The following is a 25,654-nucleotide window of genomic DNA, read 5'->3' as shown; positions in this document are numbered from 1 at the left end:
CATTTTAACCGAGATCTTGCACCCCTACAGGCAAGATGCCTATGCTACTTGCGTTTTCTCAAAAATCAAATAGAATCGCTATATTAATTAATTTATAATGAAAATGATGGGATTCTCAACAACTTTAGCGACACAAGATCCTATTCACTATAACAACAATGAATATGCCATGTAACAACTATATAGAGCGTGATGTCTTGATTGTTTCGCCCGATACTTTCATGTTAGAGGCGATCAACTTATTGAGTCAAACAAATCTCTCTTTTAAAAAAAACAGTTGTGTTTTAGTTACGGAAAATAATCGCTTAGTGGGTTTATTGACAGAAAGAGATATTGTTAAGCTTACAGCATGGGAATTAGACTTAGAACAGCGCAAAGTCTCAGAATTTATGACAAAAGAGCTAATTACCTGTCAAGAATCAGAAATTAGCCAGATTTATGACCTTGTTCGCCTTCTCTCTCAACATAAAATCCGTCATTTACCTGTTATTAATCATCGTCAAGAGATACAAGGTTTAATTACCAACGAAACCCTAAGAAATGCCTTAACACCTGCGGATCTCCTTAAATATCGTCATGTTAAGGAGATTATGAGTCAAAATGTTATTCATGCCCTACCCGAAACAGATGTATTAACCTTAACCCAATTAATGGCCAAACATCGGGTGAGTTGTGTAGTAATTGGCAGAAAAATGAGCAATGGAGGGGTTTTACCGATTGGTATTGTTACAGAGAGAGATATTGTTAAATTTAAAAGCTTAAAGCTCGATTTTAAAGCATTAAAAGCTCAATCTGTGATGAGTTGTCCCTTAGTCAAGATTAAACTCAATGACAGTCTGTGGTGGGTTAATCAACAGATGCAGCGACAAAAAATCCGTCGTTTAGTGGTAGTGGGGGAACAAGGAGAATTAAGGGGTATTTTGACTCAAAGCAGTCTTTTACAAGCTATTGATCCCTATGAACTCCATCAAGTGATTGATCTGTTGCAAACCCAACTGCAAAAGTTAGAAACGGAAAACCAGCAACTGTTAGAAAGGGTAAATCAAGGCTTAAAAGAAGAAATAAAAAAGCAAAAAGGAACAATACATCGTTTAAATCGTCAGGAGCAAGCTTTATCGCAGATTTTACTCAAGATTCGCGCATCTTTAGACCTAGAAACGATTTTACACACAGCAGTCAAAGAAGTCCATCACTTGTTAAACTGCGATCGCGTCATGATTTATCGTTGTCAAGAGCAAGATGCAGGAAAAGTGATCATTGAGTCGGTTTCTGAGCCTAAATCGTCAATTTTAGGGCAAATGATTGAAAGTGGCTGTTTTACTTGTCGTTGGATTAAGCAATATAACCAACATCAAACAAAAGTCATTGATGATATTTATAATGCTGATTTAGACGAATGTTATATCCAATTTTTGGAAAAGTGGCAAGTTCGGGCAAAATTCATCCTCCCACTCTTTATTAATGATAATCTTTGGGGATTACTCAGTCTGCATGATTGTAGCGCACCTCGTCACTGGTTGCCTGAAGAAGTAGAATTTTTGGAAAATTTAGGCATTCATCTAGAAATTGCCATCCAACAAGCCATTTTAGTCGAAAAACTACAGGAAAAGTTAACCTCCCAAGTCTATCAAAAACATATTGAATTACAGGAAACCCAAAGCGCGTTAAGTGAAAGTGAACAACGTTTTCGCATTATGGCGGATCATGCACCTGTTTTGATTTGGGTGGCTGGTACGGATACCCTTTGCTATTATTTTAATAAAACTTGGTTAGACTTTACAGGACGTACTTTAGAGCAGGAATTTGGCAATGGTTGGGCAGAAGGAGTCCATCCTGACGATTTTGAAGGTTGTTTGCAGATGTATGTCAGTTCTTTTGAAGCCCGTCAACCCTTTCAGATGGAATATCGTCTGCGTCGTTTTGATGGGGAATATCGCTGGTTATTAGATCATGGAGTTCCTCGCTATGACGAAAATAACCAGTTTTTAGGCTATATTGGCTCTTGTATGGATATTACTGAGGGTAAAGCGGTTGAATATGCTTTAAGGGAAAGCGAATTACGATTTCAATCCTTTATGAATTATACCCCGATTATTGCTTGGATAAATAGCGAAGACGGTAAGTTAATTTATGGCAATCAATCTATGCTAAACCTGATACAAAAATCAGTCCAAGAAGCATTTAATCATGATCTAACTGAGTTATTTCCGGTTGAGATTGCTCAAGGGTATATAGAAGGGAATCAAGCTGTTATTGAAGCGGGAAAAGTTCTAGAAACCATAGAAATAGCACCACAATCTGATGGCAGTTATCACAATTATTTAGTACATAAATTTCCCATTTCTCACAATCCTTTAAATCGTTGGGTGGGAGGAATAGCTATTGATATTACGGAAAAACAACAAACCTTAGAAGCCTTAGAACAGAGTGAAAAACAATATCGTTCTTTAATTGATAATTTACACTCAGGGGTAGTAGTTCATGCCCCTGATACTAGCATTATTCTCTGTAATCAAACGGCTTGTGATTTATTGGGATTAACGACAGATCAAATGTTAGGAAAAACCGCTATTGATCCTGATTGGTATTTCTTAACAGAAGATGGACAAAGGATGAGAATTAAAGATTATCCTGTTAATCAAATTATCAGAAGCAAAAAACATATAGAAAATTATGTTACAGGGATTCATCATCCCATCAATAAATTAATAATTTGGGTTTTAGTCGATGGATTCCCTATATTTGATAATGAGAATAACCTGCAACAAATTGTCATTACTTTTATTGATATTACCTCGCGCAAGCAAATCGAAGATGATTTACAACAACAACTAAAAAATGCTTTACTATTAAGAACAATTAGCGACCAAATCCGTCAAAGTTTAGATCCGAAACTGATTCTACAAACAGCAGCTAATGAAATTGGCAAAGCATTTAAGGTTAATCAAGTATTAATTTTTACTTGGGAACAATTAGAAAACCAAGAAAATAATGAACAAATCAAAGTAACCTGTGTGGCTGAATATATTAAGGGGAATTATAATTCTTTATTAGGTGTAGAAATTCCGGTGGAGGGTAATCCTTATCTGCAAACATTACTAAGGAAAGAAGGGGCAATTCCTGCTGATGATATCTTTAATTTTCCTTTACTCACTCCTGTTCGTCCTTTATTAGAGATAATGCAGCTTAAATCTTTGATGTCAGGCGGCACATTTTATCAGGGAAAAGGTAATGGACAAATTGGGTTGCATCACTGTGATTCTTATCATCATTGGACACAGGATGAGGTAGACTTATTAGATTCATTAGCAGGACAATTAGGTATTGCGATCGCCCATTCTCAGTTACTACAAGAAGAACAAAAAAGACGCAGGGAATTAATGTCTAAAAATACCGAACTTTATGAAGCTAAAAAAGCAGCAGAAGCTGCTAATAAAGCTAAAAGTGAATTTTTAGCTAACATGAGTCATGAAATTCGTACACCCCTCAATGCTGTCTTAGGATTTACTGATTTATTAGAGCGTTTAATTACCGAATCACAAGCCAAAGAATATTTACAAGCGATTCATAGCAGTGGACACACTTTATTAACTCTTATTAATGATATTCTGGATTTATCAAAAATTGAAGCAGGTAAAATTGACTTAAATTTTGAACCAGTTAATTTGCGTCAATTATTATCTGATATAAAGCAAGTTTTCCGTTATAAAGTTGCAGAAAAAGGATTAGAATTTTTCGTTGAAATTGATGCCCAACTTCCTGAGCAAATTATCGTAGATGAAGTCCGTTTGCGTCAAATCTTATTAAATCTTGTCGGTAATGCTCTTAAATTTACTAAGCAAGGCTATGTTAAAATAAAGGTGAAATCAGAACCCTGTCAAACCGTTCAAGATAGTATTAATCTAACCATTAGTATTGAAGATACAGGAATTGGTATTGCTGAAAAAGATCAAGACAAAATCTTTAATGCCTTTACTCAAAGTGAAGGACAAAGCAACCGTAAATATGGGGGAACAGGGTTAGGATTAACCATTACACAACGATTAGTTAAAATCATGAAAGGTGAGGTTATTTTACAAACTAAACTAGGAGAAGGAAGCACCTTTATTCTACAATTTACAGAGATTAAAATGGATAATTCACCAAGAATTATCCCCGAATTGCTCTCTTTAGATGATGATCTCAACCAATTTGCACCGGTCAAAATTTTAGTGGTTGATGATATTGCTTCTAACCGTCAATTAATTGCCGGGTATTTTGCAGAAACTGCTCATCAATTGTTCTTTGCTAAGGATGGAAATCAAGCCTTACAACAGGTTAACAAATATTCTCCAGACTTGATTTTACTAGATTTAAAAATGCCTAACCTAGATGGATGGGAAGTAACTAAATTGTTGAAAGAAAACCCAACCACTCAAAATATTCCTATCATCATCTTAACAGCTTCTTGTAATATCCAAGAAAGTGAAGAATTAAGGCCTTTTGTTAAAAATATTCTACCAAAACCCGTTAGTCAGTCTCAATTATTCTTAGCGTTAAAGTCAATTTTAGCATCTCAAAAATCTCCATCTCCCATGATTAATTTATCTGAATTAGATGCCTTAGAATCATCTTTATTAGAACAACCCGGTGATTCATCTCTTAGTTTATCAGAACTTATCCAAGAACTTACGGTAGAAATTGAGCAAAATCTACCAACAATCAAGCAAAAAATGACCGTAGGAGACTTAGAAGGATTTGCTCAAAGACTGATGAGTTTAGGCCATCAATATCAGTGTACAATACTCTTAAATTATGCCCAACACCTACAACAACAACTTGACGATTTCAACTGGGAAAATATGCCCAGTACCATCAACAGTTTCAGTCAAATTTACCAAGACATTATTGAGCAAAGTAATTGATTATGAATACCATCATTGACCCCAGTAACTTCCTTCTCTTAATTGTGGATGATGTATCTGCTAATTTAAAAGTTTTACATGGAATTTTATCTTTAGAAGGCTATCAAATAAGTTTTGCCAACAATGGGAAACAAGCATTAGAAAGAGTTGAAAACATTGAGCCAGATCTCATTCTCTTGGATTTAATGATGCCTGAAATAGATGGATTTGAAGTAGCTGAGATTCTGGCTAAAAATCCCAAGTATCAGGATATTCCGATTATTTTTCTCACTGCTAGTCAGGAAAAAGAACACCTAACCCAAGCCTTTGAAAAAGGCGCAGTTGATTACATTACTAAACCTTTTAATAAACAAGAATTATTAGCTCGCATTAAAACTCATCTACAACTTAAGCATTATCGAGATTGTTTATCTTATCAAATACAACAAGAAAAATTAATCTCTCAAATTACCCTGGATATTTTAGGAGAGTTTAGTTTAGAAAATATTCTTAACAATACCGTCTTAGGGATGCAAAAACTTTTCCAAGCAAACCGAGTTATTATTGAGACTTGTCAAGGGGGAAAATATTGCCAAAAAGTTGCCGAAGTTATTCAAGATGGTTATGCTTCTTTATCCACTGAAATACTGAAAGATTGGGTCGAATTTGAGCCGATAAAAGCCCAGTCAATTCAAGTTCTTGATAGTCATCCCTCAGACAATCTTAACCCGCTACAAAAGAAACGCCTAACCCATTGGAATGTGAAAACGGAACTGATTGCATCTCTGATGATTCAAGATAAATTTTGCGGTGTTTTAATGATACATCATTGTGCTAATTCCTATCAATGGTCAGACTCATCCTTAAAATCTCTGCAGCAAATTATTCAACAAACTCAGATCGCAATTCAACAAGCAAAACTTTATCAAGAATTAGAAACAGTTAATCAACAATTAGAAAAACTTTATAAACAATCAGAAAAATTTTATAAACAATTAAAAAGTTTAGACTATTATGATGAACTAGCTCAAATTCCAAATCGTCGTCAATTTAATCTTTCTATTGAACAAGAATGGCTACGATTAAGAAGAGATCAACAGCCTTTATCTCTGATTATGTGTGATATTGACTTTTTTAAACAATATAATGATATTTATGGGCATCTACAGGCAGATGATTGTTTATACCAAATAGCGCAAACCCTCAAAAATACCATTAAAAGACCATCTGACATGGTTTGTCGTTATGGGGGAGAGGAATTTGCGGTTATTTTGCCTAATACCAATCAAAATGGTGCGCTCGAAGTCGCTAACTCAATTCAGACAGCTATTACTCAACATCAGATTGCTCATTCTCATTCTCCCATCGGATACATTACCCTGAGTATGGGATTAGCAACGATGATTCCTTCCATAGATACTAAATTTGAACAGTTAGTTCAAAACGCAGATGATGCTTTATTTCTGGCCAAAAAGCAAGGGCGTAATCAAATTGCTAACCTCAGTTCGATATAGGGTTATCAACGGTTTAGAGGAATGCTGCTAGGGCTTAATAGCGATCGCCATTAAAGATCACAGACAACGTAGGGGCATGGCAATACTGCTCGGTTAAGTCACAAACCCCAGTTATAGTGGGGGTTAGGGGTTGGGTGTTAGGGGTTGGGGATTAGGTTTGATTTTCCCTATCCCCTATCCCCTATCCCCTATCCCCAGTCGAGCCAGATAATTTTTGTTAACCGAGTAGTATTGAGGGGCATGGCATCGATAACATTTTGGAGTTAACAGATAATATTGCGATCGCCATGCCCTGATGTTTATAAATTTTAAATCTTTCCATGCGATCGCCAATATTATTGATGGAAGGAAACAATCAAGGCATGGCGTAGTTGACATCCTTGATACAATCACAAATATTACTGATGCCATGCCCCTACAGCAAGAATTAATCCATGAGTCGCACCTATCAAACCACAGGCCTCATATTAAAAGGAATGCCTTTTCAAGAAGCCGATCATTACTGTTAGTTATTAAGTTTTGTGTATTTTACTAACTAAAATAAATTAATTTGTTTTACCATGTTAGTTAGCGGTAAAGCGCCAAGTCGAAGGGAGTCGAGGTGTTGAAGTTTGAAAACACGGGCCAACAAACAAACAAATAGAATTTAGATCCGTTTGCGGTCGGTGCGCCCGTTAACGTTAAACAAACAGCCCAGTAATGGCGTTCTGGCGGGGACTATTACAGTCTAGTTAAGAGTCTATATGGGAATCCACTCGCATGAAAGGCAGTGGAGGTTCAAGTTAAGAAGAAAAGAATCTGAAGTCAGGATATTTCTTGACAAAAGATTGACTCTATTTGCATGAATTTTTAGCCAACTTTTTTAGGAGATTTTTAGGAAATGTTCAACAAATTACTAGGTCGTGGGAAGAAAGAGGAATTTTTCTTAGAATTAGATGAAGCCAAAGGTGTTCCCCCTGCGGAAGTAGCTGTTACTGAATCCAAGTCTGAAGCAGTTCAAGAAGAAACTTCTGAACCAGAAGGCGAGAAAAAAAGTAAGAAAACATCAGTTAAAAAAGCAGCAAAAAAAGAAGCCCCCAAAGCCGAAGTTGTTGCCCCAACTCCAGTTGTTGTTAAAAAACCAGAACCCACAGAAGTCGAATTTGCCACTAAATTTTTCATGGTTCCCACTTCTCGTCGTCTTCCCGGCCCTAGTTTAAATACGTTTAAAACAATGGCACGGGAAGTCAAAACCCGCCGAGGTTAATCTTGAGATACAAAGTTTAATTAACTGTTAAGTTTCGTTTTGCTTGTAGTCTAGAACCCCAGTTCTAGGCTATTTTTTATATGTTTAGTTTTTCCTTGATTATTTATGCAAATTCTTTTTTTACATCCCAATTTTCCCGCCCAATTTCGTCATCTGGCTACTGAGTTGGCTAAAAATCAGAAAAATAAGGTTGTCTTTGGCACCAAGCGCAAGGAAGGGCAGATTCAAGGGGTTGTAAAAGCTATCTATACCCCTTCCCGTGAAGCCCGTGCCGAAACTCATCATTATGTGCGACCCTTAGAAAATGCGGTATTACAGGGCCAGGCCGTTTATCGTATGGCGGAAGAATTGAGGGATCAAGGATTTGTCCCTGATGTCGTCTATGGCCATTCAGGATGGGGGCCTACCCTTTTCATCAAAGATATTTTTCCCAAAGCTGAATTATTATGCTTCTTTGAATGGTTTTATCACGCCCATGGAACGGATGCAGATTTTGATCCCACAGACCCCTTAAATCTTGACGATGAACCGCGAATTCGCATTAAAAATAGTCCTATTTTAACAGATTTATATAGTTGCGATCGCGGGTTATCTCCTACTTATTGGCAACGAGAACAATTCCCTCCAGAATTCCATTCTAAAATTACGGTGCGTCATGATGGGGTTGATACAGATTATTTTAAACCCATACCTGGGGCAAAATTAGTCTTAAAAGAGAACAAACTTGACTTATCGGAAATAGAAGAAATTGTCACTTATGTTGGGCGAGGAATGGAACCTTATCGGGGGTTTCCTCAGTTTATGGAAGCGGTTTCTATTTTATTAAAAAGACGACCAAATTGTCATGTGGTGATAGTAGGAGAAGATCGGGTGGCTTATGGGCGATCGCTACCGGATGGTAAAACTTATAAACAGTTGATGTTAGAAACATTTTCCTATGATTTATCCCGTCTTCATTTTACGGGATCTTTGCCCTATTCTGAATATTTAAAAGTGATACAAGCTTCTTCCGTTCATGTTTATTTAACCCGTCCTTTTGTCTTATCTTGGTCCATGTTAGAAGCCATGTCTACAGGTTGTATAATTCTGGGTTCAAATACGCCTCCGGTTCAGGAAGTGATCGAAGATGGGGTCAATGGTTTATTAGTAGATTTCTTTGCCGTTGATAGAATTGTTGAGCGTATTGAGGAAGTTTTAGATCATCCTGATAAAATGGCAGATTTACGAGTAAAAGCGAGGGAAACCGTGCAAGAAAGATATGCTTTAGCTAAGTTATTACCTGAGCATATTCAATGGATTTATAATCGTTAAACTAATCGGGATTGGTAAAATAACCAATCCCTAAAACAATGCCTTAACCTTCAGTTTTTGGTTGAAACTTTAAGGAAACCCCATTCATACAATACCGTTTTCCAGTTGGTTTAGGGCCATCACTAAAAACGTGACCCAAATGACCACCACAACGGCTACAATGAACTTCAGTTCTGGTCATAAAGAAAGAGCGATCTACTGTTGTTTCAATTGCTCCTTCAATGGGGTTAAAAAAGCTAGGCCAACCCGTTCCACTATCATATTTTGTATCAGAAGTAAACACAGGTTGTCCACATCCAGCACATTCATAAACCCCTTCACCATACTGTTTATCAAGGGGACTGGCTCCAGCCCTTTCTGTACCATGTTTACGCAAAACATTAAACTGTTCTGGGTCAAGAATTTCTTTCCATTCTTGTTCTGTTTTTGAAACTTCAAATTGTTTGTCTGAGGTTTTCATGACTGTTACTTTCCTGAAGTATATACGAATTTAAGCCTGTCAAAAATGATAGGTTTAACCCTATTAAGATTAGCGGGTTTAACGGTGTTAAACCCCGACAAAACACCTCTATCTTTCTTGTTCACAATTAACCAGGTTTTCCCTATTCTATATCAATTGTAGTAGGAGGAGCTTCCCCTTGACCCTTACTAGAAAGAGGTTTTCTGTAGTCCATATAAAAGCGATCGCGCCACAGGAAAAAGGTATCATAAGCGGTATTATCTGCTAACCCAGGAATGCCCTTACCTTTCAGAGCATCAGGAATGTCTAAATAGTCACCTCCAGGTTGTTTCAAAATAACACTTAATCCCGCAACCGCTAAATCAGCTAAAGTCGGTTCATCTCCCACCAAATAGGGACGATTTTGTAAAATAAGACTGAGGGCTTCTAAATCTTGTTTAAGGGCTTTTGTGGCTTCCTTAACAGCATCTGGGCCGAACCCTGCACCAGTTCCCAACATACTCAATAAATCCCCAGGGACTGCCCCTACTAAGGTTTTAAGAAAGTCAGGAACTTCTTTCGGTAACATAGAAGTACGGAAATTAGGGTTTTGATTTAATGCCCCAATAAAAGCAATTCTTCCCTTAATTCCGATAGATTCATCGGCCCATTCTTCAATCAATAAACATTGACCTCGTAATAAAGGATCAGTAGGAATAATGGGTTTTTCAGGATATTTTCTGTCTAAATAAAAGGCGATTTCCGTTGAATCAGTAACGATGGTATCTCCATCTTTTAAAACCGGAACTTGTCTTTGACCCGACATTTTATAAAGTTCTAGCTGTCCAATGCCTGGAGTAACTTCGATTTTGCGATACTCTAATCCTTTATAATCGAGAATCAATCGGACTTTCTCAGAATATTGAGAGACTTCAAATTGATATAATTCCAGCATCGGGCTTTCTCTCCTCAAGAAGAATAATAATCACTTTTTACTGTAACGTTTTTTAATGATTTTGCCACTAATTATTTTAAATCGAGAATCTTTGTAGAAAAATATGTTATAATACCAAAATAGATAAAATAAATAGCAATCAATCGTTTAAGAATCGGCAAGTTTTAAACCAAAATTTAGACTTTCCCTGTTCTGTCTAGTTCCCTAACTTCCCTAACATCATTGGAGGGCAAAAGGATGACAAAAGAGCGATCGCGGCGAAGAATCATTATTATGGGAGCAGCAGGCCGAGACTTTCATAATTTTAACCAAGTTTATCGTCAAAATCCAGAAGTAGAAGTCATTGCCTTTACTGCTGCCCAAATATCAGGCATTGCTAACCGTTCCTATCCTCCCATTTTAGCGGGTTCTCTCTATCCCCAGGGCATTCCTATTGTCGATGAAACCCAATTAGAAACCCTCTGTCAAGAAGAAAACATCGATCAAGTCATCTTTGCTTACAGTGATGTCACCCATAGTCAAGTGATGCACATTGCCTCTCGCGCTTTAGTGGCCGGGGCTGACTTTTTATTATTAGGGCCCGAACATACCATGTTAACCGCTAAAGTTCCGGTGATCGCCGTTTCTGCGGTGCGAACAGGTTGCGGGAAATCTCAAACCACTCGCTGGTTATCTAAATTATTGCGACAAAAAGGCCTAAAAGTCGCTATTATCCGTCATCCTATGCCCTACGGTGACTTAGAAAAACAAAGGGTGCAACGCTTCACCACCTTAGAAGACTTAACCCAGGCGAATTGTACCATTGAAGAACGGGAAGAATACGAACCCCATTTGGTTGTTGGTAACATCGTCTATGCCGGGGTAGACTATGAACTGATCGTTAAACAAGCCCAAGAGGAAGCTGATATCATTGTTTGGGATGGAGGAAATAACGATTTTCCCTTCATTCGTCCTGATTTACACATTGTTTTAGTTGACCCCTTGCGGCCTGGAAACGAAACCACTCATCATCCAGGGGAAGTGGTGTTACGCATGGCTGATGTTGTGATTATTGCCAAAGTAGACGCGGCCGCTGATGCTGATATTCAACAGGTAAGGGAAACGGTACAACGGGTTAACCCCAAAGCCCTAATTATTCGGGGTAAATCGCCCATTACCTTAGAAAATCCCGAATTAGTACGCGATCGCCGAGTTTTAGTGGTAGAAGATGGCCCCACTACTACCCATGGGGGAATGGCCTACGGGGCCGGTTATATTGCAGCAACTCGGGCCCATGCAGCAGAAATTGTTGATCCTCGTCCCTATGCAGTGGCTGAAATTGCGAAAATTTATGAAAAATACCCGCACATTGGGGCAGTATTACCTGCTATGGGCTATTTTCCCGCCCAATTAAAAGCTTTAGAGGATACCATTAATCGTGCAGAGGTTGATGTCGTTATTGCTGCTACACCCAGTAATTTAGGGGCATTAATTCAAGTCAATAAACCGATCATTCGGGCCCGTTATGAATTTGCTGAGGCCGAAACCCCAGGGTTAGGCGATCGCATTGAACAATTTTTGACTGAGTATAAATAACTATTGCGAGTCTGGTATGGTTTTTGGGAAAACGGCGATCGCCCAAAAACCAATTCTCTGTAACAAATTGTAAAATTGAAAGGTAAATTTAGAGAAAGTGTCTCTCAAGCTATGTTATTACGGCCTGAACAACGAGAAAAACTCGATCCCACCAATGATCAAGATTTTTATGCCTTTCCCCGTTTTGTCACTCATGTTGATGAAGGGTTTATTGACCAATTAACGAGTCTTTATCGGGAACGTTTGCAACCCCAAACCCGTATTTTAGACTTAATGAGTAGTTGGGTGTCTCATCTTCCTGATGACATAGAATTTTCCCATATAGAAGGCCATGGAATGAATCAACAAGAGTTGGACAAAAATCCTCGTCTCGATCATTATTTTGTCCAAGATCTCAATGATAATCCTAAATTACCTTTAAATAATGCTGATTTTGATGCCGTATTAATTGCAGTTTCTGTCCAATATTTACAGTATCCTGAAGCCATTTTTACAGAAATTCATCGCATTCTTAAGCCTGGTGGTATTGTAATTATTAGTTTTTCTAATCGGATGTTTTATCAAAAGGCGATTACTATTTGGCGTGATGGCACTGATTTGAGTAGAATTCAATTAATTAAAGGGTATTTTCAAGCGGTTTCAGGATTTAATAAACCAGAAGTCATTAGTAATACGTCTCCCCTACCCAGTTTTTTACAAATATTAGGAATAATGGGGGCAGATCCCTTTTATGCTTTGATTAGCAGCAAACAATAATCAAAATCAGATCAAGATAAAACTCAATTTGAAATATTTCTATACAACCCAGTATTGAGGCATTTATGAGAATTAAAAGTTTATTTTTGTTTCTTTTTGGGAATTATCTTGATTTTGACTAAATAGTAAACTCTCAAAAAATTTTAAGTTTTATAACGTTCCTTGATTAAACCCTCAAACAACGTTATATATTAGATCAAGAATAGATAAATATAGTGATTAAGATTTGGTTAAAAAAACAACGGATTTAGAGATTAATGCGCGATAACAAATGAAAGAGAGTAATTAAAGTGATTTCGAGATAATTTTCCAGTTTTCCGTGGCTTTACCTATCAAATTAGTGGAGAAATCTTAGATGAGTAGTCAAACCCTGATTCCAAACTTCCCTTTATCCTATATTTCTATTTCCTCACAAGTCATTGATGAAATTAAAAAAGAACCAATGAGAGACATAAATTTGTTAAATAAGATACAAATTCCTTGGTGGATTATGATTCATACAAATGTTCCTGAATGTACTTATTATTTTGGCCCTTTTGACAACTTAGAAGAAGCAAATCATGCTCAATTGGGCTATATTGAAGACTTACGCCAAGAAAATGCTCAAGATCTACAAGTTGTTATCAAACAGTGTCAACCCACAAATTTAACTATCATGAACGAATAAATCATGTAGAATAAAAAGGTTGTATTCGGTAACACAGGCAGTGATTGAACGTTATACCCTGCCCGAAATGGGCCAACTCTGGACAGATAGTTATAAGTTGAAAACCTGGCTACAAGTAGAAATTGCTGTCTGTGAAGCACAAGCCGAATTAGGATATATTCCCAAAGACGCGGTAGAAGAAATCAAAGCCAAAGCTAATTTTGACCCCCAACGGGTACTAGAAATTGAAGCGGAAGTGCGTCATGATGTAATTGCTTTCCTGACCAATGTTAACGAATATGTGGGAGATGCTGGCCGTTACATTCATTTGGGTTTAACCAGTTCGGATGTTCTAGATACAGCCCTAGCTTTGCAGATGGTGGCTAGTCTCAATCTGATTTTAGAACAGCTAGAAGACCTGATCAAAGCCATCCGTTATCAGGCGCAACAACATCGTAACACGGTAATGGTGGGGCGATCGCATGGTATCCATGCGGAACCGATCACCTTTGGCTTTAAATTGGCCGGATGGTTAGCGGAAGTCTTGCGGAACCGTGAACGGTTAGTTAATTTACGGCAGTCGATCTCTGTGGGCAAAATATCAGGGGCCGTGGGAACCTATGCTAATGTTGACCCCAGAGTAGAAGTTTTGTCCTGTCAGTATTTAGGCCTTGAACCAGATCTTGCTTCAACTCAAGTTATTTCCCGCGATCGCCATGCAGAATTTGTGCAACAATTAGCCTTATTAGCTGCATCTTTAGAACGGTTTGCCGTAGAAATTCGTAATTTACAACGGACGGATGTTTTAGAGGTCGAAGAATACTTTTCTAAGGGACAAAAAGGGTCTTCTGCGATGCCTCATAAACGTAACCCGATTCGTTCTGAAAGGTTAACAGGCATAGCGCGTATTATTAGAGGATATACGGTAGGGGCTTTAGAAAACGTTGCTTTGTGGCATGAAAGAGACATTTCTCATAGTTCTGTAGAAAGGGTGATGTTACCAGATACTTGCATTTTGACCCATTTTATGTTAAAAGAAACCACCGATTTAATTAAAAATTTATTGGTGTATCCTGAAAACATGAAACGGAATATGAATGTTTATGGTGGGGTCATATTTAGTCAACGGGTGTTATTATCTTTAGTGGAGAAAGGCATGAGTCGAGAAGAAGCTTATCGGGTGGTGCAAAAATGCGCCCATGAAGCTTGGAATAAAGATGATGGTAATTTTCATGATTTAATTAGGAAAGATGCCCAAGTGACTCAATATTTGTCATCTGAAGATATTGAAAAATGTTTTGATCCTCAACATCATTTACAAAATTTAGATAACATTTATCAACGGTTAGGAATTTAATAAATGCGGCTCTCCCGACATCATGGGGAAAAATGTTTGTCTATGTTACATTAGGGGCGCAAGCGTTGCGCCCCTACAGTGGGATAAATTTCGTTTTTGTAGGGGCTTTATGTTATTAACATTAAACCAATTAAAAATACCGCCTGGCGATCGCTTATTATTAACCTCTTTAAATTGGCAAGATTATGAACAAATCTTAGAAGAATTAGGAGAACATAGAGCAATTCGTTTATGTTATAGCCAGGGAACTTTAGAAGTCATGACTCCTCTTTTTATTCATGAAAACACTAAGGTTTTAATAGGAGATTTAGTTAAAGTTCTTCTTGATGAATTAGACTTAGATTATGAAGCCGCAGGGTCAACAACTTTTAAGCATAAAAGAATGGAGCAAGGAGTCGAACCGGATGAATCTTTTTATATTGATAATTGTAGCAAAATCAGAGGAAAAACACGCATTGATTTAGAAATTGATCCACCCCCAGATTTAGCAATTGAAATTGATATAACTAATCGGACTTTATTTAATAACTATGAAGCTTTAGGGGTTCCTGAATTATGGCGATATAATGGAAAGAGATTGCAAATTAATATTTTGCAAGGAAAGAAATATATTACTAGCAATGAAAGCTCAATATTTCCTCAATTTAATCTCGTTGAAAAAATTCCAGAAACCTTACAATCTGCCCAAAAAATAGGGAGTGCCAAAGCATTAAAACAGTTTAGGATCTGGGTTCAACAAATAATTAATCACTAAATCGGTAATTTATTGTAAAATAGGAGATCGTGATTAAAAGTATAATTAAGTCTAAGGAGTAGGAACAATGCCCAAACGAGTTCAAGTCGTATTGAATCAACCCATCAATAAATTAGGGAAAATTGGCGATCTTGTGGAAGTAGCCCCAGGATATGCGAGAAATTACCTCATTCCCCAAAAATTAGGGGTTATGGCGACAGCAGGTATTCTCAAACAGGTTGAACAACGCAGAGCAAAAGAAAGAGAGCGTCTCTTAGCCGAAAAACAAGAAGCACAATCACGGAAAACCGCACTGGAAACCATTGGACGCTTCATCATTCGCAAGCAAGTTGGGGAAGGGGAATCCATTTTTGGTACTGTTACCCACCAAGATGTAGCTGATGCGATTCAAACAGCGACTAACCAAGAAGTAGATCGTCGTGGCATTATCTTACCCGAAATTAGTCAAACTGGGTTCTATAAAGCTACCATTAAACTTCATCCTGAAGTGACTGCTCAAGTGGAAATTCAAGTTGCACCTCTCTAGAATATTGAGGATTTTTGATTGTGCATACTTAAGCTAAAGCGCATTTAAAATGCGTTTTAGCCAGGCCAAAAGCACTTAAAAAGAAATATTATCTCCTTTGATTAGATCATTGATATTAACAAGCAAGATGCTTGTGTTACCGATAAAAAGGAACAACATCATGAAAACGGCTAATATCAATGTAATACTTACCGTCAGGCGATCGCTTGAAAATATCAACCAATTTCTGATCCCATAAAATTTGTTGATGACCATAAAAATAACGGGCATGAATAGTTTGAGAAAAGGTTTCATCAAGTCCCGTTAATGTCACCCAAAGTTCTGTTTCTTCTTCTGCTAATAACTCAGAAGATGTCCCAAATAACGGACTATTTTCATCAATGGGGTGCATTATTTGCCAACTTAATCCAAAAATTGGAGTCTGCGATCGCAACAATTCAAGGTCATAAAAACGACGCATATAATGACCTTCACTACTGATTTCATTACGAACTAAACTAACGCGAATTTGCGCCTCTAAAATTTTATTTTCTCGTTGGTTAGCTGCACGAAATATCAGAGTAGGAACCCCATTAAAAGGACAAATAACTGCCACTTGACTAAACAAAACCCTAGCAGTGGGACGAGAAAACCTGGCAAACATTAACCCTGTTAAAATAGTTAATAATAATAGTCCTGTCCATACTTCTAAGGTAACTACCATTTGAGCATAGAGGGTTTCAGGATACATTGAACCATAACCCACAGTAGATAGGGTTTGAATGCTAAAGAAAAAAGCATCTTTAAATGAGCCTGGTTTCGCGTTAACAATACCTTCTCCTGTGGTTAAATAAGCACAAGCAAAGATAATATTAATCACTAAATAAAAAATAGTAGTTAATAGCAAAAATCTTGGCCAAGAAAGGGCTAATAACCAATGATATAAATCACTTCTTGCTGGATGAAGCAAATCGACTTGTTGTAGCGGGTTTTTCCGTTTTATTGGTTTTAAAGAAGGTTTGTTTCGGGAAAAACGGGGATCTCCTCGAAATAAGAATTTTTGGGGTTTAAAGTTTTTCATTATACTGTTTCTTTGATAGGATTTGAGTAAAGAAAATTTGGATTATTCGCTGAACTATTCTCCATAATGGGTTTTGGCACGATGAATATATATTAACCTCTGTTTGTCATCAATTGTATAAAGAACTCTATCTTTATAATTTAAACGAATTGAATAGAAACCAGCTAAATCTCCTACTAACTTTTTACCGTCATAGGGGTTAACACTAATCATCTCTTGAATTATTTTCTTGAGTTTTTTCTTGAGTTTGATTGTCAGTTTGTCTACATCTTTTTTTGCCTCTTTAGTAAAGCGAACTTCATACACCATCAATCAATATCTCCCAATACTTCATCTAGGGAATAGGTGTCATTTTTGGCAATTTGTTGTAAGGATCTTTGTAAGCTTTCTCTTAAGTCTGGAATAGAAAGTAATTCGATGGTTTCTTGGAGACTTTCATAACTTTTTTGAGAAATGAGAATTGCAGAATCTTGTTGACTTTCTATTTCATATACTTTATTTTCTTCGATAACAGATTTGACGAGGTTCATCAAATCTTCTGAGAGATGGGTAATTTTTAGCTTTTCCATCATGTAAAGTGCTACTGCTGGTTAAATGTATCCAATAACATCATATCGTTTTGTGGTTCATCACTCCAAAATTCTCCTTGAGGAAAGATTATCTCCTCTTTGGGGGATGTATTGGTAGAGGATGGGGTTCGAGTAATAGTCATAGTTATCTCCTATGAGTAATAGCAATTTAACTATCATAGAAATAGGAATAAAGCTCTGATTCAGGAATATATTGAGTAGCTTGTTTAAAAATACTATAGCAAGTTCCTGTGTCAAGTTGTCTATGATTCGGAATAGTTAGGGTTTCTTTTCTCTCTGTTGTCAGACGGCGTAATTTAATATGACTTCCCTTTTGACTATAAATCTCAAAACCAAATTTGGCTAAAATTTTAATTACATCTGAACCTGATAATCGTTTTAATTTAGGCATAGTCAGGTTCTAACTCAAAAATAATTGATAAAGCTGGTTTTTCCACTAATCCAAATTGTTTAGGATCTTCATCTTCTAAATGTAATAATACTGCTTCTTGGAGATGATTAACCACTTCATCTAAAGTTTCTCCCTGGGTTACTACGGCAATTTCAACGCATTCTGCTACATAACCCGATTCATTACCTACACGAATTTTAGCAGTAATTTTAGGATTGAGAGGGACAACCGCAGAAGATGGGGTTTGAGTCAGGGTCATAGTTGTTTTTTATGATTATTAATTATTGATATTTAATTATATCAACTAAACAGAGGTTGACTCTTAACCCCTTATTGACTGTATTTTCTGATATTTCCGTATAATCGCTTAAATTATATTAATTTTCCAGAAAATACTTGACTTTCCCCCCGTGTTACATTCGGTTGCAGATCATTATTTATGATTATTTTCGATAATTAAATTTGTAGGGGTTAACGGTGTTAACCCTTTTTTAACTTGATTAAACTTAGTAAATTTAGTCGGAATTAATGCCTAATTCTCTCAATTTTGCTGTTAATTCCTCTATCTTTTTCAAGGCTAATTCTTTTTGTTGACGTTCATATTCTTGTTGTTGTAAGGCTAATTCTTTTTGTTGACGTTCATATTCTTGTTGTTGTAAGGCTAACTCTTTTTGTTGACGTTCATATTCTTGTTGTTGTAAAGCTAACTCTTTTTGTTGTCTTTCCTGTAAATTGGCTTCTTCAGGTGTTGGTATTAATTCCCCATTAGGACTAAAATAACGTAATTTATCCTCATAGATTCCTAAATATAATCCTAATTGTTCACTCCATAAACAGCCATTTTCATTGGGTTTAATCTCTTGATATTTTCCACTAATTAAAGTAAAACCTTGAAATTCTAAACTATAAGGATCAAACCAAAAATAATCAGGAGTCCGAAAAGTATCTTGATAGATTTCTTTTTTTTCTTCCCTATCAGTTTTAGCGGTACTATCAGAGAGAATTTCAATAATTACATTAGGATATTTACCATCTTCTTGCCAGACTACCCAACTTTTACGGTTTTGGTTGCGGGTTGTTCCTAATACTACAAAAAAATCAGGGCCTCGGAAAAATTCTGATTTCTTCTGATTGGGACTATAATAAATCGTTAAATTCCCTGTGGCAAAGTAATCTTTTCTATCTTGCCATAGCCATTCTAAACATTTAATCAATAAAATAATCTGAGTCAGATGTAAATTGCTTTCCAATGGGGGTTCATCACTCCAAAACTCGCCTTGAGGGAAGATTATCTCATGTTTGGGTGGGGTATTAGTAGGGGATACGGTTTGAGTTATACTCATGGCTTTCTGCTGTGATTATCAATATTCTAATTCTGCAAGAGAATCTAGAAGACGTTGAGCATTTTTAGGACTCTTGAGTAAATAATTAGATTCTCATTTTTGTATTTCAAGTTTATACCCTTTTTGTATTTTTGGTAATTGTATCCAAAGAGAAATCATTAAAGTGGCCATAAGAGATGATTATTTTGCCAATAATAACCCGCGATCGCTAAGGGTAAAAATCCTAAAATAAATGCCATTAAAACCCCATTTCCCAAAATTGCGCCTTCTTTTAAACCAATGAAATAGCCTTCTAACATAAAAGCGGAAATAACCACACCGTATATTGAATCGAAGCATTACGTGAATCAAATGCGCTAAAATTACATTATATTCTAAATCTACTGTCAATTCTCAAGAAATAAATTAGAGGAAAAAAATGCCTAGTTATCCTGGACTTTCAAGTGAAGCATTTCGTCACCCCCTTGATAAACAAGCAGAACAAACTTTAAGAAGTGTTCCTGGTTTTGATCTCGTTGCTACTAGCTTCATGGAATATCTGTATGAACGACCTCAACAAATTTCTTTAATGGGTAATAGTATTAAAGTAGGGCCGCGGCAATATTCAACACTCTATGGCATTTTTCGAGAGACAGTTCATGACTTAGATATTAGTCCTGAACCCTTAATTTATGTCAGTCAAAATCCTGTAGCTAATGCTTATTCTTTGGGAAAACAACAACCTTATATTGTCTTAAATGCGGGATTATTAGACTTATCTGATGAAATCGAATTAAGAACCGTTGTTGCCCATGAATTAGGTCATATTAAATGTGAACATAGTGTTTTAATTCAGATGGCAATTTGGGCAATGGGGGCAGCATCTTTACTGGGAGAATTAACTTTAGGTTTGGGAAATATTATTACTACAGGATTAATTTTTGCTTTTTATGAATGGCGTAGAAAAGCCGAATTATCAGCAGATCGCGCCGCTTTATTAGTGATAGATGATCCTGAACCTATTTTTAGAATGATGATGAAAATGGCAGGAGGTAGTCATAAATATGCCCATGAATGTCATTTAGATGAGTTTTTAAAACAGGCAGAAAAATACAGAGAATTAGATGAAGATGATCTCAATCAACTCTATAAATTTTTGATTTATAATGGAGGAAATGGGGTCTTTTTATCCCATCCTTTCCCGGTTGATCGAGTTCATTATTTGCAAAATTGGGCTACTTCTAGAGAATATCAAGATATTCGCCAAGGCAATTATAAAAGGTCTGAAAAAAGCGGTTCTGTTAATGTTGATACGAATAGCGAAGCTGACAATTTACGCCGACAAATAGAACAACTTCAACAAGAAATTGAGAACTTAAAATCTCAAGATAATCAAACCTAAGTAATGCTCTTTTACCCTGCTTTAACTAAACATTGTCCAAGTTTTATCAATTATCAATTGGTGAATGTTCGAGAAACCACTCTTTGAGTGGAAACTGGCGATCGCGGGCCATGGCAAAACTCCCTCGCTCACACTTGTATATTCTGTCCAAAATTGTCTAATATTGTATAAGTTTGAGTCGGAGAGAAATTACCCATTGAGTTCAAACTGGCGATCGCAGGAAGGTCTAAAACTCCCTTTGAAAAAAGTCATTAGCTAAAAATACCTAAACTTTTTTCCTGAAGTCCCATACTTAAGCATTTTTTTATGTACCTTAAGAAAATGCTGTGTTTTTGGTGCAAATAATTTTGCTAGATTTATATTGGATTCCAAGAAGGCGGTTAATTTTTTGAAGTGGATAACAAAACCGTTCAAACCAATGACCAAATAGTAATCCTAACTTGTTTGGCCATGGTAAAACCCCTTCTACTCATGTTCACTTAATGTTCTTCAGGACTGTTTAAGATGTTAAACACTAACAAGCTTATAAATAGGCTCGGTTTAGCTGCCCAGAGAAGAAATCTAAAGTAAAGGTTAACAATGTCTGGTAAACATTGATAACTGTTTGGTTGATTATTTATTTTTTTGTTCCCAATTTGCTCTTCAATATAGCGTTTCTCTGAGTCATGAGATTCGGGTTCATTAGTTTCAACGCCTTATCTAACAAGGGTTGTACTTCTGGCTTCCGCTATAGTCTCTCTCAACCTATTTGGAGAGCAAGCCAAAAATTAGAGGCGAAGTTCCCCAATTAAACTTGCTTAGAGTTAGGGGTTCCAACTTCAACAACAGACTTAAGCTAAGACGCATTTTAAATGCTGTTTCTTAGCAAGGCACTCGTGCAAAAACACTCATGTTCACTGAGAGCATCCCAATTTTGCACGTCAACTATTTTAGTGTGCCTGAAACCATTGTCTGTCATGGCATTGGCTTATGTTTTGACAAAAATGGGATGCTCCTTAGTTCACTAAACTTCATTCAGGACTTTATTTCAGATGTTAAACGCCAACAAATTGACACAAACTTCTCTCGTTATCGGAGTAAGCGCCCTTGCTTCCTTAGTTAGTTCCATCGCCATTGCTCCCTCAGCACAAGCCGCCACTTTTCAGGGAAGAGTAAACCCAGGCGGTCTGTCCCTTGATGATCTTGGAACAGTTCCAGTTGAGATGATTACTTCGGTTATGCTTGATCGCGTCATATACGATAACTTTAATTTCGAGGCTGTATTCGTCGGTGATTCAGTTCTCATTAGTGATGCTGGAGGCGGACAAAGCTTCTTGAGGCTTTCACCGGATGGTGGTCAAGGCATGAGAGATGGCCAGTATTCCTATGATGTTGCAACTAAGTCTTTTGATGGTATTTTTGATGTCTTTACGGCAGTGGAACTTGACTCTGATGTCGTAGGGATTGGAACCGAATACAGTGTTATCAAAGCTGTTAACCCTAACAATGGCCTCCCGGAAAACCTAAGTTCAATTGATGGCGATCCTGATGGGCTTGGCTACGCAGAGAGTTTGAATGTTACTAAAATCAAGATCACCGATATCCTTTCCAGTAATAGTGATACACTTCTGTCCGTAAACAACGCTTTCACGCAAGTACCTGGGCAGGAGGAGAGGTCAGTCCCCGAACCTGGAACCGTCCTCGGACTCCTCGTTATGGGTGGACTAGGTTTAGTTGCTAAGAGAAAAAAGCAAAAGTAAAAGCTATCAATGCCTGGTAAACATTGATAACTGTTTGGTTGATTATATCTTTATTGCTTCAACGTTGCTCCTCAATGGTCTCTCTCGACCTATTTGGGGAGCAACTCACAAAAACTTACTGGCGAAGTTCCCCAACTAAACTAGCTTGATAAAAAACCCCTAGTCAAATACTTGGTCAAATAATGACATTCTCTGAAATCTATTTTTTTTTAGCATTTTTACGAAAAATGGGATGCTCCCTGTTCACTTAACTTCATTCAGGACTTTATTCAGATGTTAAACACCAATAAATTGACACAAACTTCTCTCATTGTCGGAGTAAGCGCCATTGCTTCCTTAGTTAGTTCCATCGCCATTGCACCCTTAGCACAAGCCGCCACTTTTTCGGGAACTGTCAAGAACGCGACCACCATTACTGTGGGTGGAATTGACTATACTTCGATTATGCTCGACCGCGCCGTCTACGATAACTTTGGTTTCCAGAATATCTTCTTTGGTGATTCAGTTCTCATTAGTGATATTGGAGGTGAGGCACACTTCTTGAGGCTTTCACCTGCGGGTGGTGTGGGCGTGAGAAATGGCAATTATTCCTATGATGTTGCAACTAAGTTTGGTGATGTCTTCACCTCAGTCGCACTTGACGCTGATGTCACAGGGACTGGTGCCTACAAGGTTACTAAAGGTATTGACGATCTGGTGCCTAACAACACCGCCTCTTTGAACCTAGTATCAAATAATGGCAGTCCGACTGAGACTGGCCTCCCAGTGGGATCGAATATTACAAAATTCCACATCATCGATACCCTTGATAATAATGGTGATACACTTTTCTCCGTAAGCAACACTTTCACGCAGGTTCCCAGAACGACTACAGAGCAAGTCCCCGTCCCCGAACTCCCCGAACCTGGAACCCTCCTCGGACTCCTCGTTATGGGTGGACTTGGTTTAGCTGCTAAGAGAAAAAAGCGAAAGTAAAAGCTATCAACGTCTGGTAAACATTGATAACTGTTTGGTTGATTATATCTTTATAGCTTCAACGTTGCTCCTCAATAGACTCTCTCGACCTATTTGGGGAGCAACTCACAAAAACCTACTCGCGAAGTCCCCCAACTAAACCTGCTTATAGTTGGGGCTTCCAACTTCAACAAAAGACTTAGCATGGTCTTATTAGTCTTTGGAGTTCCCCGTTTGATGTCACTTGGCCTCTACTAGAAGAATTTAGTCTTGGTCTTGTACGGACATTTAAAGCAATAATCCCTTTACGCCCAATTAAGGGGGGTATAGCTGCTTTGTGTCCCACTAACTTCTTGTTTTTATGCCGAGACAGACGATATGGGGTTTTTTACACGCCGTTAACACTATAACACAAAGGTAGCATTAAGGAAAGATCTGTTCTCATTTTAAGATTTCATGACATTAAACCCCTTGCTCTGCAAGAGGGTAGGGGCAATTCATGAATTGCCCCTACAACATTAACTGTCCTTTTCTTTCCTCAAAATAACAGGATTTCTTCCTTCGGCTTTTGCTTGTTGAATTTCCTAGTCTCTATTAGCAAAGCTTAATTTTGTGTAATAACTTACCTCCTCTCAAAAAAGTTGTCGTTAAACTAGAGACTATCGAAGGAGCCAAGTAAAGCCTATGGTAACGCTGCTAGAAAATCCCTTTCGCGTTGGATTACGCCAAGAAAGAACCCCAGAACCCTTAATACTCGTTATTTTTGGGGCATCTGGCGACCTCACACAACGCAAACTCGTTCCTGCCCTCTACAAAATGAAACAGGAACGACGACTACCCCCCGAATTAACCGTCGTTGGGGTAGCCCGTCGAGATTGGAGTCATGACTATTTTAGAGAACAAATGCGTCAGGGAATCGAAGAATTTTCTGACGGCATTGGTAACGAAGAAATCTGGGCAGACTTTGCCGAGGGACTATACTACTGCTCCGGTAACATGGATGAAGCCGAGAGCTATCAAAAATTAAAAGTCTTTTTAGAAGAATTAGACGGTAAACGAGGAACCAGAGGCAACCGCGTCTTTTATCTTTCCGTTGCCCCTAATTTCTTCCCCCCTGGTATCAAACAACTAGGGGCCGCCGGGATGTTAAGCGATCCCCTGAAACATCGTATTGTCATTGAAAAACCCTTTGGAAAAGACCTCAGTTCCGCCCAGGTACTCAACCGTATTGTTCAAAAAGTTTGCAAAGAAGAACAAGTCTATCGCATTGACCACTATTTAGGTAAAGAAACTGTTCAAAACCTCTTAGTGTTCCGCTTTGCCAATGCTATTTTTGAACCCCTGTGGAACCGTCAATTTGTCGATCATGTGCAAATAACCGTTGCTGAAACCGTCGGGGTAGAAGATCGGGCCGGTTATTATGATCATTCTGGGGCCCTGCGGGATATGCTGCAAAACCACTTAATGCAGATATTCTGTTTAACTGCAATGGATGCTCCCAACGCCCTCAATGCTGATAGTATCCGTAATGAAAAAGTCAAGGTACTGCAAGCTACCCATTTAGCCGATATTCATAACTTGGAAAAATCAGCCATTCGGGGACAATATAAAGCAGGGTGGATGAAAGGCAAACCCGTCGCAGGTTATCTCGAAGAACCGGGGGTAGATCCCAACTCAAGCACTCCCACTTATGTGGCCATGAAATTGATGATCGATAACTGGCGATGGACAGGGGTTCCCTTCTATCTGAGAACAGGAAAACGCTTACCCAAAAAAGTTAGCGAGATCACCATTCAATTCAAAGATGTCCCCTTACACATTTTCCAATCAGCGGCCCATCAAAGCAGTCCGAATATCTTAAGTATGCGGATACAACCGAACGAAGGTATCGCGCTACGGTTTGAAGCCAAAATGCCAGGGTCAGAACTCCGCACCCGTACTGTAGAGATGGACTTTAATTATGGTTCCTCCTTTGGCATGACCAGTGCTGATGCTTATCATCGTCTGCTATTAGATGCCATGTTAGGGGATCAAACCCTGTTTACCCGTGCTGATGAGGTAGAAGAAGCTTGGCGCGTTGTAACCCCTGTTCTCTCCGCTTGGGATGGCCCGGCAGAACCCAATAGTGTTCCCCAATATGAAGCCGGAACTTGGGAACCCACAGAAGCCGAATTCTTGATTAACCGTGATGGTCGTCGTTGGCGACGTTTATAGATTCTGTAGGGGCTTAATAA

At 37.9% G+C, this 25,654-nt stretch carries 24 protein-coding genes; 14 read left to right on the top strand and 10 right to left on the bottom strand.

The window, feature by feature from the left end; all coding sequences use genetic code 11:
- Positions 1 to 158: 158 nt before the first annotated feature.
- From VB691_RS08840 to VB691_RS08825, 4 genes are all read left to right on the top strand, one after another.
- Positions 159 to 4,904 (top strand): PAS domain S-box protein, encoded by a 4,746-nt coding sequence (locus VB691_RS08840; protein WP_323291121.1) that lies wholly within the window; start codon positions 159 to 161, stop codon positions 4,902 to 4,904.
- Positions 4,905 to 4,906: 2 nt separating this feature from the next.
- The gene (locus VB691_RS08835) at positions 4,907 to 6,397 is read left to right on the top strand and encodes a diguanylate cyclase domain-containing protein (RefSeq protein ID WP_323291120.1); all 1,491 of its coding nucleotides are present in this window, start codon (positions 4,907 to 4,909) and stop codon (positions 6,395 to 6,397) included.
- 880 nt (positions 6,398 to 7,277) lie between these two features.
- A complete protein-coding gene (locus tag VB691_RS08830; RefSeq protein ID WP_323291119.1) occupies positions 7,278 to 7,643 on the top strand; it encodes a hypothetical protein in 366 nt (121 codons plus the stop codon).
- Between the two features lie 105 nt (positions 7,644 to 7,748).
- Complete coding sequence (locus VB691_RS08825; protein WP_323291118.1) at positions 7,749 to 8,954, top strand: glycosyltransferase family 4 protein; 1,206 nt, start codon at positions 7,749 to 7,751, stop codon at positions 8,952 to 8,954.
- A 43-nt stretch (positions 8,955 to 8,997) separates the two neighbouring features.
- On the opposite strand, the gene msrB is transcribed toward VB691_RS08825, so the two are convergent.
- On the bottom strand, positions 8,998 to 9,414 hold the full coding sequence (gene msrB / locus VB691_RS08820) for a peptide-methionine (R)-S-oxide reductase MsrB (RefSeq protein WP_323291117.1): 417 nt from the start codon (positions 9,412 to 9,414) through the stop codon (positions 8,998 to 9,000).
- 142 nt (positions 9,415 to 9,556) lie between these two features.
- Complete coding sequence (locus tag VB691_RS08815; RefSeq protein ID WP_323291116.1) at positions 9,557 to 10,348, bottom strand: glutathione S-transferase family protein; 792 nt, start codon at positions 10,346 to 10,348, stop codon at positions 9,557 to 9,559.
- Positions 10,349 to 10,585: 237 nt separating this feature from the next.
- On the opposite strand from VB691_RS08815, the gene VB691_RS08810 reads away from it, so the two are divergent.
- The 6 genes from VB691_RS08810 to rplI all read left to right on the top strand — a co-directional run bounded on the left by VB691_RS08810 (position 10,586) and on the right by rplI (position 15,962).
- Positions 10,586 to 11,923: a cyclic 2,3-diphosphoglycerate synthase gene (locus VB691_RS08810; RefSeq protein ID WP_323291115.1), complete on the top strand. Its 1,338-nt coding sequence runs from the start codon at positions 10,586 to 10,588 to the stop codon at positions 11,921 to 11,923.
- A 111-nt stretch (positions 11,924 to 12,034) separates the two neighbouring features.
- On the top strand, positions 12,035 to 12,679 hold the full coding sequence (locus tag VB691_RS08805) for a methyltransferase domain-containing protein (RefSeq protein ID WP_323291243.1): 645 nt from the start codon (positions 12,035 to 12,037) through the stop codon (positions 12,677 to 12,679).
- A gap of 355 nt (positions 12,680 to 13,034) precedes the next feature.
- A complete protein-coding gene (locus VB691_RS08800; RefSeq protein ID WP_323291114.1) occupies positions 13,035 to 13,346 on the top strand; it encodes a DUF1816 domain-containing protein in 312 nt (103 codons plus the stop codon).
- A 40-nt stretch (positions 13,347 to 13,386) separates the two neighbouring features.
- Positions 13,387 to 14,682 carry an adenylosuccinate lyase gene (gene purB, locus VB691_RS08795; protein ID WP_323291242.1) on the top strand — a complete coding sequence of 432 codons (1,296 nt, stop codon included), beginning with the start codon at positions 13,387 to 13,389 and terminating at the stop codon, positions 14,680 to 14,682.
- A 109-nt stretch (positions 14,683 to 14,791) separates the two neighbouring features.
- Positions 14,792 to 15,436 carry a Uma2 family endonuclease gene (locus VB691_RS08790; RefSeq protein ID WP_323291113.1) on the top strand — a complete coding sequence of 215 codons (645 nt, stop codon included), beginning with the start codon at positions 14,792 to 14,794 and terminating at the stop codon, positions 15,434 to 15,436.
- A gap of 67 nt (positions 15,437 to 15,503) precedes the next feature.
- Entirely contained in the window at positions 15,504 to 15,962 is a 459-nt protein-coding gene (gene rplI / locus VB691_RS08785; protein WP_323291112.1) for a 50S ribosomal protein L9, read from the top strand.
- Between the two features lie 136 nt (positions 15,963 to 16,098).
- On the opposite strand, the gene VB691_RS08780 is transcribed toward rplI, so the two are convergent.
- The 8 genes from VB691_RS08780 to VB691_RS08745 form a co-directional block, all read right to left on the bottom strand.
- Positions 16,099 to 17,022 carry an ion channel gene (locus VB691_RS08780; protein ID WP_323291111.1) on the bottom strand — a complete coding sequence of 308 codons (924 nt, stop codon included), beginning with the start codon at positions 17,020 to 17,022 and terminating at the stop codon, positions 16,099 to 16,101.
- 54 nt (positions 17,023 to 17,076) lie between these two features.
- The gene (locus VB691_RS08775; RefSeq protein ID WP_323291110.1) at positions 17,077 to 17,331 is read right to left on the bottom strand and encodes a type II toxin-antitoxin system mRNA interferase toxin, RelE/StbE family; all 255 of its coding nucleotides are present in this window, start codon (positions 17,329 to 17,331) and stop codon (positions 17,077 to 17,079) included.
- Complete coding sequence (locus VB691_RS08770; protein WP_323291109.1) at positions 17,331 to 17,594, bottom strand: type II toxin-antitoxin system Phd/YefM family antitoxin; 264 nt, start codon at positions 17,592 to 17,594, stop codon at positions 17,331 to 17,333. The genes VB691_RS08775 and VB691_RS08770 overlap by 1 nt, the downstream gene beginning before the upstream one ends.
- Positions 17,595 to 17,602: 8 nt before the next feature.
- Positions 17,603 to 17,734 (bottom strand): hypothetical protein, encoded by a 132-nt coding sequence (locus tag VB691_RS08765; protein ID WP_323291108.1) that lies wholly within the window; start codon positions 17,732 to 17,734, stop codon positions 17,603 to 17,605.
- A 26-nt stretch (positions 17,735 to 17,760) separates the two neighbouring features.
- Complete coding sequence (locus VB691_RS08760) at positions 17,761 to 18,003, bottom strand: type II toxin-antitoxin system HicA family toxin (RefSeq protein WP_323291107.1); 243 nt, start codon at positions 18,001 to 18,003, stop codon at positions 17,761 to 17,763.
- A complete protein-coding gene (locus VB691_RS08755; protein WP_323291106.1) occupies positions 17,996 to 18,262 on the bottom strand; it encodes a type II toxin-antitoxin system HicB family antitoxin in 267 nt (88 codons plus the stop codon). The genes VB691_RS08760 and VB691_RS08755 overlap by 8 nt, the downstream gene beginning before the upstream one ends.
- A gap of 256 nt (positions 18,263 to 18,518) precedes the next feature.
- Positions 18,519 to 19,346, bottom strand: a complete 828-nt coding sequence (locus VB691_RS08750; protein ID WP_323291105.1) for a Uma2 family endonuclease — start codon at positions 19,344 to 19,346, stop codon at positions 18,519 to 18,521.
- A gap of 158 nt (positions 19,347 to 19,504) precedes the next feature.
- Complete coding sequence (locus VB691_RS08745) at positions 19,505 to 19,663, bottom strand: hypothetical protein (RefSeq protein ID WP_323291104.1); 159 nt, start codon at positions 19,661 to 19,663, stop codon at positions 19,505 to 19,507.
- Positions 19,664 to 19,764: 101 nt separating this feature from the next.
- Between VB691_RS08745 and VB691_RS08740 the strand changes: the two genes are divergently transcribed.
- The 4 genes from VB691_RS08740 (at position 19,765) to zwf (ending at position 25,634) form a co-directional block, all read left to right on the top strand.
- Positions 19,765 to 20,727, top strand: a complete 963-nt coding sequence (locus VB691_RS08740) for a M48 family metallopeptidase (RefSeq protein WP_323291103.1) — start codon at positions 19,765 to 19,767, stop codon at positions 20,725 to 20,727.
- 1,031 nt (positions 20,728 to 21,758) lie between these two features.
- The gene (locus VB691_RS08735) at positions 21,759 to 22,466 is read left to right on the top strand and encodes a PEP-CTERM sorting domain-containing protein (RefSeq protein WP_323291102.1); all 708 of its coding nucleotides are present in this window, start codon (positions 21,759 to 21,761) and stop codon (positions 22,464 to 22,466) included.
- A gap of 273 nt (positions 22,467 to 22,739) precedes the next feature.
- On the top strand, positions 22,740 to 23,441 hold the full coding sequence (locus VB691_RS08730) for a PEP-CTERM sorting domain-containing protein (RefSeq protein ID WP_323291101.1): 702 nt from the start codon (positions 22,740 to 22,742) through the stop codon (positions 23,439 to 23,441).
- 663 nt (positions 23,442 to 24,104) lie between these two features.
- Positions 24,105 to 25,634, top strand: a complete 1,530-nt coding sequence (gene zwf, locus VB691_RS08725; RefSeq protein ID WP_323291100.1) for a glucose-6-phosphate dehydrogenase — start codon at positions 24,105 to 24,107, stop codon at positions 25,632 to 25,634.
- Positions 25,635 to 25,654: the final 20 nt, after the last annotated feature.

Source organism: Crocosphaera sp. XPORK-15E, assembly GCF_034931425.1.
In the GTDB taxonomy this organism is placed as follows: domain Bacteria; phylum Cyanobacteriota; class Cyanobacteriia; order Cyanobacteriales; family Microcystaceae; genus UHCC-0190.
This window is presented reverse-complemented; position numbering and strand designations above follow the sequence as displayed.

Bases quoted from the DNA above. Each gene is read 5' to 3' on its own strand.
- VB691_RS08730 (WP_323291101.1), top strand. From the start codon at position 22,740: ATGTTAAACACCAATAAATTGACACAAACTTCTCTCATTGTCGGAGTA.
- zwf (WP_323291100.1), top strand. From the start codon at position 24,105: ATGGTAACGCTGCTAGAAAATCCCTTTCGCGTTGGATTACGCCAAGAA.
- VB691_RS08735 (WP_323291102.1), top strand. From the start codon at position 21,759: ATGTTAAACGCCAACAAATTGACACAAACTTCTCTCGTTATCGGAGTA.
- VB691_RS08760 (WP_323291107.1), bottom strand. From the start codon at position 18,003: ATGCCTAAATTAAAACGATTATCAGGTTCAGATGTAATTAAAATTTTA.
- VB691_RS08775 (WP_323291110.1), bottom strand. From the start codon at position 17,331: ATGGTGTATGAAGTTCGCTTTACTAAAGAGGCAAAAAAAGATGTAGAC.
- VB691_RS08805 (WP_323291243.1), top strand. From the start codon at position 12,035: ATGTTATTACGGCCTGAACAACGAGAAAAACTCGATCCCACCAATGAT.
- VB691_RS08740 (WP_323291103.1), top strand. From the start codon at position 19,765: ATGCCTAGTTATCCTGGACTTTCAAGTGAAGCATTTCGTCACCCCCTT.
- VB691_RS08780 (WP_323291111.1), bottom strand. From the start codon at position 17,022: ATGAAAAACTTTAAACCCCAAAAATTCTTATTTCGAGGAGATCCCCGT.
- VB691_RS08755 (WP_323291106.1), bottom strand. From the start codon at position 18,262: ATGACCCTGACTCAAACCCCATCTTCTGCGGTTGTCCCTCTCAATCCT.
- VB691_RS08765 (WP_323291108.1), bottom strand. From the start codon at position 17,734: ATGACTATTACTCGAACCCCATCCTCTACCAATACATCCCCCAAAGAG.
- VB691_RS08790 (WP_323291113.1), top strand. From the start codon at position 14,792: ATGTTATTAACATTAAACCAATTAAAAATACCGCCTGGCGATCGCTTA.
- rplI (WP_323291112.1), top strand. From the start codon at position 15,504: ATGCCCAAACGAGTTCAAGTCGTATTGAATCAACCCATCAATAAATTA.
- VB691_RS08810 (WP_323291115.1), top strand. From the start codon at position 10,586: ATGACAAAAGAGCGATCGCGGCGAAGAATCATTATTATGGGAGCAGCA.
- VB691_RS08835 (WP_323291120.1), top strand. From the start codon at position 4,907: ATGAATACCATCATTGACCCCAGTAACTTCCTTCTCTTAATTGTGGAT.
- VB691_RS08800 (WP_323291114.1), top strand. From the start codon at position 13,035: ATGAGTAGTCAAACCCTGATTCCAAACTTCCCTTTATCCTATATTTCT.
- VB691_RS08840 (WP_323291121.1), top strand. From the start codon at position 159: ATGAATATGCCATGTAACAACTATATAGAGCGTGATGTCTTGATTGTT.
- VB691_RS08815 (WP_323291116.1), bottom strand. From the start codon at position 10,348: ATGCTGGAATTATATCAATTTGAAGTCTCTCAATATTCTGAGAAAGTC.
- msrB (WP_323291117.1), bottom strand. From the start codon at position 9,414: ATGAAAACCTCAGACAAACAATTTGAAGTTTCAAAAACAGAACAAGAA.
- VB691_RS08830 (WP_323291119.1), top strand. From the start codon at position 7,278: ATGTTCAACAAATTACTAGGTCGTGGGAAGAAAGAGGAATTTTTCTTA.
- VB691_RS08750 (WP_323291105.1), bottom strand. From the start codon at position 19,346: ATGAGTATAACTCAAACCGTATCCCCTACTAATACCCCACCCAAACAT.
- VB691_RS08770 (WP_323291109.1), bottom strand. From the start codon at position 17,594: ATGATGGAAAAGCTAAAAATTACCCATCTCTCAGAAGATTTGATGAAC.
- VB691_RS08825 (WP_323291118.1), top strand. From the start codon at position 7,749: ATGCAAATTCTTTTTTTACATCCCAATTTTCCCGCCCAATTTCGTCAT.